The sequence below is a fragment of the Methanobrevibacter sp. genome, assembly GCF_045541095.1.
GTDB lineage: Archaea > Methanobacteriota > Methanobacteria > Methanobacteriales > Methanobacteriaceae > Methanocatella.
The window spans coordinates 1-13,216 of the sequence record NZ_JAZQIJ010000206.1; the positions used below are offsets into that span (position 1 = coordinate 1).

Consider the following 13,216-nt stretch of genomic DNA (forward strand, 5'->3'; position numbering starts at 1 on the left):
AACATCAACAGTACCATCAGCTTTAACAGCATAAGCCTTATCATTAATAGTCACATTAACAGCAGTAACATTACTAATTGTAATTACAAACTCATCTAAAGCAGTGAACTCATCTTTAGCAATATCAATGCTAATTGGTGAGTCAATTTTATTAACTATAATTATAGTTGTTTTTTCAGCGGATTTGTAGTTTTTGTTAGGAGTTGTAATTACATTGAGTGTGTATGTACCAACAGTTAAGTTGGAAACTGTAATTTGATTGTTTTCTAAAGTGATAATAGCCTCTTTGTGATCTACAACAGAAATGTTTGCTAAATCAACAGTAGCTTCGGTAAGTGTCATTGTTGTAGTTCCAGAAGTACCATAATCAAATTCTATGTTATTGCTGAATACAACATCACTTTCGGCTTCAGTTACATTGAATGCAACTGTGCCTGTAGTTTCATAGTTATATTCTTCAGGAGTTGTGGTTATTCTTAAAGTGTATGAACCAGCATCAAGGCCAGTTACGGTAATTACACCATCAACAATATCAATTACTGCTTCTGGATGATTATCAACAGTTACGTTTTCTTTTGCAACACTAGCTCCAGTTACATTTATGGTAACATTACCAGTAGTTCCATATACGTATTCAAACTCCTCCATGTTTATTTTGGAATTAGCCCATATTGTAACATTATTGCGAGGTTCATGACTTTGCATATTTGTAGTGTTAAAGCCGTCATCACCATAGTAATATATCATCACATCAGTGTAATAGCCTCCTACAATATCATCAGTAAAGTCTGAAAGAACTAAATTATAGAATATGTAATCTGAATCCCAATCACAATCAGATGTTCTATTAATGTCAGTTAAAGCACAAGTGAAGTATTCCTTATCACCTATTTTAAATACTATTGTACCATTAGCTTGTTTTGGAGCATTAATATTAGCCATTTGATCCCAAACATTAAATTCATCACACCAAGCATGAATTGATACATATCCCCAAGTGACTGTAGCACCACTAGGCATTCTGTATGCCCTGTATGAGTAGTCTTCGTCACTGTAGAATACGATTAAAACATCATCATATTGTCCTACTTCAAGAGTTGCATTGTATGGAGTAATTATTTTGCTTCCCCAATCATTGACATCTAGCTCATCTAAAGTTTTGTTTAAGCGAACTTCACCATTTACAGTCAAGACAACACGTCCATTATGACCATTATCATCAATAACAAACCAGTGATCGTTAAGAGATACTCTTCCATTATCAGAATTATCATTCAACCAAATATCCTCAACAGCATTACCCATGAATGTAATTGTACCCTCATTTGACACAGAATCATCATAGGTGACTACAATATTGTATTTACCGACACTTGAGAAATCGCCGTGTATATTTAAATGGTGTGTATGGATATAATAGACTATGTTATCATCATCATACCTATCCCATTCAATCCATCCGATTTCATCCCAGCTGGCTGCTTCACTACCGTTAAGTTCAACAACAACTCTGCCGTTTGCATTGTTTGGAGCGATTATCTCAGCAATTGTATCTCCCCAATCAATACGAGTATCACCGTTTAAAATTATAATGGTAATTCCATCTTCGGATTTGGAGTTTCTTTCACGGAAATCAAGGGTTCTTGATTCTGAAAACTCAGCGAATGTCACCTCAACACTGTGGAATCTTGTAAATGAACTGTCCAAATCAGAAGTGTATATTCTATAAATCATTACAGAACCATCAATGTCAGGAGTCAATTCATCTAAAGATTTGTTGAAGCTTACGGTTCCGTCAACAGTAATTGCAATATTGCCGCTGACATCAATTGGAAGTTTTAATTCAGCAATTTTCATGGAATCATCATTGTTGAAACCTTCTTCCGGAAGATATACGTTGGTGTTTGGCATTTCAATAGGACCAGGTACCCATAGACCGTCCTCATCACCAGTGATTTGATTACCGTCAACGGTTATATTGACATCATACCATTCAGGAAGTGTAATGTTTAAATCAGCTAAAGTGAATTCAACATAGCCTCCTTTTTCTTCATCAGTTATTTCATGTTCAAATGTGTAGAATTCTTCGCCCCATCTGTATAAAGTGATATTCATAAGCCCAGTATCAGGACACCATACTTTAAGTACAGTATCGGTTGTGAAGAACCAGTCACATCCCATTTTTGCATAGAACACAGATTTGTCAACAACTGAAAAGTCACTGTCGAAAATCCAGTTGTCATCATCATAGACCGCTTCAATGCGATAATTACCGACATCAAGACCTAAATCAGCTAATTTCCATGTAATGAACTGACCATCATCACCCTCTTGAATGTAATAAGTGATTGAATCTAAATCTTGATTATTGTCATAATCATAGATGTACAATACAATTTTTTCTTTAGATTCATCACCTATAATGTATAATACATCAGAATCATCATTTAGATCAATTTCGTCAGCAATACCAATGACATCGAAGAAATTAGGGTTTCCTCCCTCATCAGCAGCTTCTTCAGTGCTAATCTCATAGTTGTCACTGTAATAATAAGCATATACATCATCATAATGTTCACCGATGCTGAAAGTTTTGTTTAAAAGAGATAAACCAATGTCATAATAGTATTCATCATTTTCATCATCATGATTAAGTTCTAAACCTAAATCCTCCAACATTGCATCAAGGTAGGTTTCATCACCTATTTTAACAACAATTCTGACAGTTGAAATGTCATCTCCGTTAACATGAACACCTATGAACTGATTTTTATCATCTGCAGGGAATTGTGCTTTTCTAGAATCCCCATCAGAATAGCGTATGTATATTTGTGGTGCGTAAGGCATTACTTCAATTCCATCTTCATTCCAGATATCTGTATCGTTTACGCCATCATCACCATAGTAGGATATTTCCGCTACATCATAATTACCCGGATTGATACCTAACTGTTTAGCTGAAAAGAGAATGTATCCCTGACCAGATTCATCATCGTATTCATCGTAATTACTGGAGTCGACGTGTTCATCATAATAGGTTACGTCATCAAATTTAATGACAAGACGGCCTGAAATGTCGTTTATGGCAAACCATATTCTAATTCCCCATCTGTCATCATAGTCCATATGGCTTCTAACATCTGAACCCATAAATCCATCTTCACCATAGTTTAAGGTAATTACACCAGTATTGTTAATGACTTGATTGTCATCTTCATCATAAACAGCTACAGTTATGTGGTATGTACCTGCAGCCAATCCTAAATCACATGGGTAGATGTTAGTTCCATCTTCAAAGCTGTTTTCCCATAACCATTCGTCATCCTCTTCGATTGTGAGTTTAACCTTTCCAGATGTTCCTTCAGGAGCATAAACAGCAATGATTTTCATTTCATCATCACGTGAATAAAATTCACTGGCATCATATATTTCAATGGTGCATCCGTCTTTTGAAACTGAATTGATTTCTGCCATGGCAACATTATCCTGTCTGCTGAATGTTTCCTCATCAATAACAAGGCTTACATCAAAGTTATAGATTCCTTGAGTGAATTCACGGCCGATATTAATAGTAGTTATTCTATAAACTTTATAATCAGTTACTTCATCACCATACCTATGCAGATAATGCCAGGTGAGGTCTTCAGGAGTGGTGCTCATACCTGCTTTGACGAAATCAGATACACTTTTTCTGAATTCTTCTGTTCCGTTAATTTTTATAATGATTATTGCATCATCAATATCTGATGGAATTTCAGCTTCAACAAGAATTATGCTGTCTTCATCATCAGTTCCAATGTATACTGGTTCTTGATTAATGATAATTGGACTGTAAACCTCGAATCCTCCGTCGAATGAATTTTCTTCATCTTCATTGACAACAATCATGGCAGAATAATATCCTTCAGAGATTCCCAAATCTTTTAAAGTCCAGTAAAGCCAATTGTTTTCTGCATCAGCGATATTTTTTGAAGAATTGGTTACAAAATACCTGTTTTCATCTTCATCTTCACCATAAATACTTACAAGGACTGTACCTTCACTGCCGTCAGGACAGAATACAGAAACTACAGGTTCTGTTGAAATCATATTCAATTCTCTTGGAACATCAGCTCTGAACTTGGTGGAATCATACGCATATGGATAGCCTTCTGCGAGCCTGTTCCATCCCTCCTCATCATCGACCTCTTCATCTTCGTTTAAGATGTAGACCTGGAATGCAAAGTTTTCTCCGCTTTCTTCGGTTATTTCAAAGTCAGATAATGTCCAGTTAAGATAGCTATTATAATCTTCGGATACTACCTCATGGTTAATTTCCTTAATTAAATCCCAATCTTCATCATCATCAGTGTTGTATGCTCTTACAAGTATAAATCCATTGAAATCACTAGGACAATATACGCTAACCAAAGTTGCATCCCCATCTCTTATGTCAAATTCATCAACTATTGCTGCATAGCCGACGATTAATTGGCCTTCTTCAAAATCAGATTCATCGCCTGAAAGTGTAATGTATTTAGCAGAGATTTGATAAACTCCCATTTCAATGATTTCTAAATCTTCTAAAATGAGTTCAACCCTTTCATCACTATTCAGTTCACAAGTGATTATGTGAGTTTCGCCATTGCCTGAAATTGTAATATTTAAAGTACCTTCACCAGGATCATTAAATGAAACAATATCACGGTCACTGTCATCGATTGAAACAATATGTCTAACCCAGTAATCAAACTCAAATCCTTCATCATCGCCATCACCATTATTTTCATCATCACTTACTAATCTGATGTTGGTTTCACGATTAATAGTATTCTCATCAATAGTATAGGCAAGTTGGAGGAAATAGTCACCGCTTTTAATGCCTTCAAAATCAGATGGTTTTATGAAATACCATTTATAGTTTTCATCCTCATCGTCTTCAATGGTTGAAAACTCATTTAAAGCTTTTTCAAATTCATAATTGTCCTCATCACCATTAAGAACAACGTTAACATTGTTTGTTGCATCAGCAAGCGCTTTTATGGAAACTATCGCATTATTTTCTTCCAAACTAATCTGAAGAACCTCTATTTCAATATGCACTCCATTTTCATCATAGACATCTCTATCAAATAGGTTGACGGTTTTGCTATTGGATGCGATTTCTTCGTCGTTTTCATTAAAAACAAATACATTTAAAGTATGTTCACCCGCAGATAACTCAGGAGCCAGCATTGAAGAGGAGATTCTATAATGAACGTAATTGTCATCTTCCTCATCAGTTTCACTATCCCAGCCATCGTCAGCTAAATCTTTATTAAAAAGTTCATTATCTTCATCATCATTAATTTTTACATAACCTGAAGAACCGTTTTCAAGCCGTACATCAACAATATTGTCGCCGACGTAAGCCTCATCGTAGATATCAATTGGAGACCCCTCAGAGCCTTCTTCAGGTTCATTGTCATCATCTGCAAGTACCTCATCAGCTACAGGAGAATTGACAATTTCAAAGTTATCCACAACCTGACTAAGCTTTGAATCGTCTGTAGCATCGGTTGCACTAACAGCACCTATTGTTAAAATAGCCAGTAACACAAACGTCACTAGCATGAACCTTTTTAACTTCATATTTACCACAAAAAATCTAATTAATTAGAATATATTTTGATTAAATTCATAGTCTAAAAAAGGTTAAATTGTATGAAAATAAGTATTATACCATTTAAAAGCATAGCTAATAGCTAAATACAATGCATTCCATCTGCAACTATCAAACATAACTTTAAATAGCATTTATAACATAATTTATTTATGTTACTATTAATCATTCAATCTACCTAGTTTGTTTGTTTTTAGTAACGTGTGAAAGTGAGTTTAATATGGTGTTGGGGCACCTATTAATTTAATCACTTTCACGACATCTATCTTTTTTTCAAACTATATTTTTAACATTAGTTAAAAAATGATTTAATCAAAAGACAAATTTATTTATATAATTAATAGTATTTAAACTGTTTAAGGCATAATATTTAGTGGAATGGAAAAAAAATATTACATTAGGACACTAAATGAAAAATAAACTACTTAACAGGATTGAAGTGTTTAAATTGCTCAAACTACCGAGATTAAAAAATAATATATATGCATATATTGATTTTATCCATATCAAAAAAACCATAAATCAACTAAAAACAGAACAAATAACCCTAAAACCAACATATCACTGCATTGATGTTACATAATATGTGAAAAAGAAAAAAGAAATTGACGAATATCTCACTAAACTAAATTATATTAATTGAACATCCCAACATGTAGAAATCGGAGTATTCTTTTACATTTAAGTAAAACATTTTCACTAATGTGAAAAAAGTAAAAAAAGAAAGAGAAATAAATCTCTTTAAATCTAATCATCCATGTCTTCAAATCTGGATTCTAATTTTTCCATTACACCAGGAAGTGAGGTGTATTCCATTTCTTCAGCAGGTAATCTGTGAGGTTCGAATGGACCGTGTCTTCTGATGTAAGTTGCGATTTTAGCAGCTTGTTCACGGGTTGGATCAAATGCTGGATCGTCGAATAAGTCGACTGGTCCGATTAATTCACCGTTTGCTACTTGGAATCCTAAACCGATTACTCTAGGTGGTCCGTCGAATCTGATTGGGTTTGCTTCTGCTTCTGAAACAGGCATCATTGGACCGTTGTGGGATCCTCTCATCCATCCACTAACCATGTGTGGGAATGCAAATGGATCTACACATTCACCGTTTGCAGGGAAACCGGATTGTGCTCTTACGATACATGCTGGGTCGTCTTTACCAACGTATTCTCCAGCCATTAAGTTTAATCTTTCGGTACTTATTGCAGCTGCGATTTCGCCGTTTTTCTTCCATACCCTTTTGATTACGTATCTTCCGGTGGAACCAATTAATGCGAGTAAGTCGTACATTTCTTCAGGACAGTTTAAGATAACTTTTCTGTGTTCGATTACATCGAATACTTCAAATTTGAATCCATCGTGTAATGATGGGTCAATTACAAGACCTGCAGTGTTGAATGGGTCTGCAAACATTCTGAATACTGGCAAGTTGAATGCACCAGGTTCAGTTTTGTCACAGCAGAATACTAAAACAGGATCAGATGGTCTTTCTTTGAATTCCATTTCTGCTACACCAGGACCCATACCTTTGATGTTTCCAGAAAAGGTATCGGATAATAAGTCTTGACCTGCACCGTATAATTTTAATTCACGTGCTCTTTCAGTAGCTTTCATGAATGCATTGTATGCGGTTTTGTGAACTTCTTCGTTTTCTTCCCCTTTGTCGTGGGTCATAATTAAGTCAATATCGTCTCCACAACGGGAGATATAGTAATCTTTTAAGATACCGGTTTCTAAAGCTTCGTTTAAAACTTCATCACAGATATCCATTAATTCTGGGTGTGCGACACAGTGTCCGGACACACTTCCAATATCAGCTTTAATTACACTAACAGTAGTTTTCATTTTAATACCTCGAATTAGTAAATTATTTATTTACTAGACATTTATTATTTTTGAGTTGTATACTATTTAATTATTATGTTTAACGGAGTTATTTGAAAAAGAAATTGAAATTTTTTGGAAAATATGAGTGAATAAAAAATAAACGAAAAAATTGTTTTAAAAAAATAGAATAATCAAATAGTCCCGAGCGGAGTCGAACCGCTATCTTTGGGTCCAGGGCCCAAAAGGATTGCCACTACCCCACGGGACTATAATGTTAATTTTATCGAACATCATATATAAATTTACATCTAAAAAAAATTAATGGAAAACTTAATCAAGTTTTCTTATTTTTTCAAATGCCTTTTCAATAGCTTCATCCTGATTCATGTCTTCACAGGCCTTTTTAACACGATCCAAGTCTGCACGTGTTTCAGGATATTTTGGAACAGCACTGCATCCGCCGTCATCTATTTTTGATATTTCAAATGTTCCTATTCTTTTGGCGATTTCTGTAATCTCCTCCTTATCCAGACCAATGAGAGGAGACAATATAGGCATGTCAACACCATATCTTGTAGCCAAAATGTTTGAAAGTGTTTGTGATGCCACCTGACCGACACTGCTTCCATCTACTATAGCATCAGCCCCCAATTTGAGGGCAAGCTTTTCTGCAATGCGATACATTCCGGATTTGCATAAAACACAGGTCATTTTCTCAGGAGCATTGTCCTTTGCAGTTTGGAGATACTCACCATAATCAATAATGCGTTTTTGAATAGGAACGCCCTGAGCATATATATTGAGCTGGTCAACCAGTGCATTGAAGTTTTCTGTAACCTTAGGACCGGAAAACGGATCGTTGTTGCAGTGAAGAGCCACCACCTCACATCCCCTTTTCATCATCATATATGCTGCAACAGGTGAGTCTATACCGCTTGATAAAAGTACAACGACTTTTCCCTGTGTTCCTAATGGAAGTCCTCCAGGACCTTTGATTTTTTCATGGAAAATATAGGCATCACCTTCACGGATTTCAACAAATATTGTCAAATCGGGATTTGTCAAATCGACTGGAGCCATAATTTTTCCTCTGACAACGCCACCGCAGTGTGCTGCCATTTCCTGCGAGGTAAAGTCATGTGTTCCGACACGCCTGCATTTAATTGCAAATTTTGTATTCTCATCCAAAACTCCTTCCTCAATTAGATCTTCAACATAACTTCCCAATGTTTCATCAATATCCTCATAGGTTGTTTTTGTTGAAGTGGCCGGAGAGTATGAAACAACACCGAATACACGGTTCAGCTTTTCAACTCCATCGTCAAAATCTGCCGGATGAATATATATTCTTCCCTGGTTTCGTTCAACATCGCATTCAAAAGTAGCTTTAATATTTTTAACTAGCTTTCTTTCAAAACGTGACCTTATCTTAGGACTTTTTAATCCTATTTCGCCATATCTGGCAATAATCAAATCATAATTCATAATAACATCTCTTTTTAGTACACGCTGAAAAAAATAGCAATCCCTTCAATACTAGTTTTTAAATATAACAGCAAGTATAATTTTAAAGTTAATTATTAATAAAAGTAATTGAATTTAAAATTTGAAAAATAAGAAAAATATAAGAGAAATTACTTTTCTCTTATTTGATTAAATCAACAGCGGTTTGAATGGCTTCATCCATCTTGTCGGCATTTTTACCTGCACCCTGTGCGAGGGTTAAACGGCCTCCACCGCCACCGCCTAAAACACCGGCAGCAGTTTTGATGATTTCATTTATTTTAATTCCATTGTCGATAGCTGTTTGTGAAGCTGCACCGACGATTTTACCGTCATTGTTACCCATAATGACCACATCGGCCTTGCCGTTGTCGGTAAAGTCTGTCGCCATTTTCTGAAGTTCCTTAAAGTCAGCTTCAATCAGCTGATGCACGACTTTCAGTCCGTTGATTTCATCATATTCATCAGCAAGTGAATTCATCTTTAAAGATGCAATTTCAGATTTCAGACGGTCAATCTCGTTTTTCTGTGCTTTCCATTCTGAGAAGAATCTGTCACAGGTTTTCGGAAGCTGATCGTTTTCGACTTTGAAAATGCCTGAACTTTGTCTTAAAAGCTCACTGTCATGCTGAATTGAGTCGATTGCTGCAAGACCTGCTGAAAAGTCAATCCTTTCAACACCGTCCTGAACCCTTTCGGTCTTGTTGATTTTAATCGGCCCTACAACACCGGTTCTCAGGACATGTGTTCCCGCACATGCCTGCACGTCAACACCAGGGATTTTAACTACACGAATCATTTTACCCGGAACGATTCCTCCCTGGTAAAGCACAAATCCATAGAGTTCCTGTGCCTCGTCACGGGTGTGGAACTGAATATCCAGTTCAATGTTCTGCATAACATAATCATTGGCCAGTTTTTCTATTTGATTCAGCTCTTCCTGTGTGATACGTTTGTAGTGTGACAGGTCAATACGTGCTCTTGTAAGCTCGTTTTGTGATCCCGCCTGCCATATGTGCTGGCCTAGGACTTTTCTTGCAGCGGCAATGACAAGGTGAGTTCCTGTGTGGTGGCGTGCAAGTGTGATTCTCCTGTCCCAGTCAATTTTGGCTGTAACCTTCTGACCGACCACATCATCTTTGATGTCGCCATCTACATGATGCAAGACTACATTGTCAATTTTTTCAGCATAAGGTATTTTAAATACATTTCCGTTGATGGAAACCTCACCGATATCGGAAGGCTGACCACCTCCTTCAGGATAGAATGCTGTTTTATCAAAGACCAGACATTGCCTGCCATCTTTTTCAACCAGACCCAAAACTTCGGCTTCAAATTCTTTTTGGTAGAAATCTTTATAGAACAGTAAGTCTGTTTCAGGAAAATCAACCTTGAATGTTGACTTTTTGTTTGAAGTATCCTTTTCGTGAGCTCCTGCAACCTGGGTGAAGAAATTGTCCGGAACGTTTACGGTAAAGTCATCACCGGCCATCTCAACGACAGTTTCCGGAGGCATTCCATGAGCATCATATAAATCAATAAGCATTTCAAGAGGCATTTCGGATTTGCCCTCTTTTTTAAGTTTTTTGATGGACCTTCTAACAATGCTTTTTCCTTTCTTGACTGTTGCTGCATACCTTTCTTCCTCAAGAGTGATGATGTTCATGATGTGCTCTTCAGAGTCCCTGATTTCAGGATAGAACTTGGAGAGGAAATCAAGCTGAATTGCCATGACGTCCGCAAGGGATTCCTTCATGTTTAACTCTTTCATGAACCTTATGGTTCTTCTTAAAACCAATCTTGCAAGATAACCTTCTTTTACGTTTGATGGAATGATTCCGTCAGCAATCATGAAAGCAAGACATCTTGTATGGTCTGCAATGATATAAATGGCCTCCATCGGTTCGGCTGCCTTTAAGTAGTCTTCCAGGGAGAGATTTAAACTGTCAGCAACCTGTTGTCTGAGTTCCTTTAAATCCCCTATATCTTCAATATCCATCATTCCTGCAATCTGTGCGTTTCTACCCTGGATATCTTCGTTAATCTCAACACCAGTCAATTCCTTGAGTTTATCAACAACCGGTGCGAAACATGCATCATAAGCTGTTGGAGTCCCTTGAGAAATCCATGCGATTCTTTCAAGTCCGTAACCGGTATCCACAACCTTAATAGGGATTTCTTTTTTGGATCCGTCTTCAAGAGTTTCATATTGGATGAACACCAATGTTGCGAGTTCCACTCCACGGCAGCATACCTCATAACAAGGCCCTTCGTTACCTCCACCGCTCCACCAGGATTTGATGAAGGTAATTTCTTCAGTGTTGATTCCGATATGATCAAAGAATTTGTGACATAATTCTATTGTACGGTCTTCCCAATAGATGAAATCATCTTCCTTGTTGATTACGGTGTGAGTTCCCATTGTAAAACAGGTCATGTGACGGCCGGTTCTTCCGACGTTGTCGACATCGTTAAGCCTGATTGAAGGCTGAGCCATTTCAATAGGATTTGCAGGAGGTTTTACAAGACCTGATGTAATCCAAGGCTGGAAACAGAAGATTGATGCACCTACTAAAAATACATCATCCCTCCACCTTTTGGCCAAAACGGGATATCTGTGTACATGAGTATGCCCTTCACTTTCTAAAAATTCTCTAAAAACTTTTTGGATTTCATATAAGTTGTACGGTTTATCGGTTGCAGGATTTGCAATAAACTCATACTCGTCACATGGAGCGTCACCACAAGTGTCTCTGTCCACTTGGGAGTAAAACTCTTGTCCGCAAGTTTTGCATGTTTGTTTTTTATAACCGAGTTTATCAAAAATTTCTACCATAATAATCATTTTAAAGATTTATTAGTATAAAATATGTTTTTTTATAAATAAATAATTATTTAAAAAATAGACATATTCAAATAACTTTTTGGATTGAAATAATTATATTCCCAAAATCACATTTAAAGATGAATCGAATTTTGAAGTTAAACAATTGTTTAAATAATATTACAGCATATAAATAGGATTATAGTGATTTTTATGAACAAAAAAATTAAAATAGGAATCATCATTTTTCTCATAGTTTTCATCGGAGGATTTTTTGTATACGGACAGATTTACTACCATTCCGAAAAGACTGCAACCGATTATCTCAACGGTACAGATGATGTAAATGTTTCAAAAAGCTCAAATGGACTCTTTTTAGATGGTTACGGAAATGACACAGCAATAATATTTTATCCAGGAGCTAAGGTAGAATACACAGCTTATTTACCACTGTTTACCGACCTAGCAAGTCAGGGAATTGACTGTTATCTTGTCGAGATGCCGTTCAACCTGGCATTTTTTGGTTCCAACAGCGCCGATGCAATCATTTCCAATACGAATTATAAACACTACTTCATGGCAGGCCATTCCCTTGGAGGAGCTATGGCAGGAAACTATGTTAACCAGACAGACAACAACATAACCGGCCTCATATACCTATCAGCACACATAGAAAAAGAGATAGATGTACCAGTACTCTCCATCCGAGGATCAAACGACGGCGTTATCAATCTTGAAAGTTACCAAAAGGCCAAATTAATGATGAATAATGTGACCGAAGTGATGATTGATGGTGGAAACCATGCACAGTTCGGATACTACGGACACCAGTCCGGAGACGGTAATGCAACCATTTCCGCTGAAAACCAACAGAATCAGACCGAAAGTGCAATAATGAGATTCATTGATTATTGTACATGAATCATTTAAAAAAAAACATTTTTCATTTCACAATGCATTTATTCTCATCAAAACTTCTTTTAAATCATAAATGCATTCATTTTTTAATATGGAATTAATTGAAAAAAACAGTTGAAATCTTAAAAAATAGTCAGTATATGAAAAAAAGTAAAAAAAAAGAAAGGTGATAGATTTAAAAAATCTATCCGAAGAGAGCACCTAATCCAGCTGCTGCTTCTTCTTCAGAAGCTTCTTCTTCTTCCTCTTCTTCTTCCTCTTCTTCTTCAACAGCTTCTGCTGCTGCAGGTGCAGCTGCAGGTGCTGCTGCTGCCATAGCAGTAGTTTCCATAGCTTCGTCGATGTCTACATCTTCTAAAGCTGCGATTAAAGCTTTGATTCTTGCTTCATCAGCTTCAATTCCTGCTGCTTCAATAATACTTTTAACATTTTCTTCGTTAATATCTTTTTCTGCACTGTGCAAAATCATTGCCGCATATATATATTCCATGTTATCACCATTA

General features: G+C 36.4%; 6 protein-coding genes and 1 tRNA gene. 1 reads left to right on the forward strand and 6 read right to left on the reverse strand.

Going from position 1 to position 13,216, the window contains the following annotated elements:
- The 5 genes from ACKI2P_RS08810 to alaS all read right to left on the reverse strand — a co-directional run.
- A partial coding sequence (locus ACKI2P_RS08810; RefSeq protein WP_407376926.1) for a hypothetical protein occupies positions 1-5,610 on the reverse strand: 5,610 nt, incomplete at its 3' end.
- 778 nt (positions 5,611-6,388) lie between these two features.
- Positions 6,389-7,486 (reverse strand): fructose-1,6-bisphosphate aldolase/phosphatase, encoded by a 1,098-nt coding sequence (gene fbp, locus ACKI2P_RS08815; protein WP_407376928.1) that lies wholly within the window; start codon positions 7,484-7,486, stop codon positions 6,389-6,391.
- Between the two features lie 178 nt (positions 7,487-7,664).
- Positions 7,665-7,736: transfer RNA gene (locus tag ACKI2P_RS08820), tRNA-Gln, on the reverse strand.
- Between the two features lie 62 nt (positions 7,737-7,798).
- Complete coding sequence (gene thiI / locus ACKI2P_RS08825) at positions 7,799-8,953, reverse strand: tRNA uracil 4-sulfurtransferase ThiI (protein WP_407376930.1); 1,155 nt, start codon at positions 8,951-8,953, stop codon at positions 7,799-7,801.
- 160 nt (positions 8,954-9,113) lie between these two features.
- Positions 9,114-11,816: an alanine--tRNA ligase gene (alaS, locus tag ACKI2P_RS08830; RefSeq protein WP_407376932.1), complete on the reverse strand. Its 2,703-nt coding sequence runs from the start codon at positions 11,814-11,816 to the stop codon at positions 9,114-9,116.
- A 192-nt stretch (positions 11,817-12,008) separates the two neighbouring features.
- Between alaS and ACKI2P_RS08835 the strand changes: the two genes are divergently transcribed.
- Positions 12,009-12,716, forward strand: coding sequence for an alpha/beta hydrolase (locus ACKI2P_RS08835; RefSeq protein ID WP_407376934.1), 708 nt, complete (start codon positions 12,009-12,011; stop codon positions 12,714-12,716).
- Between the two features lie 181 nt (positions 12,717-12,897).
- Here ACKI2P_RS08835 and rpl12p read toward each other — a convergent pair whose 3' ends face one another.
- Positions 12,898-13,203, reverse strand: a complete 306-nt coding sequence (rpl12p, locus tag ACKI2P_RS08840; RefSeq protein WP_407376936.1) for a 50S ribosomal protein P1 — start codon at positions 13,201-13,203, stop codon at positions 12,898-12,900.
- Between the last annotated feature and the right edge of the window lie 13 nt (positions 13,204-13,216).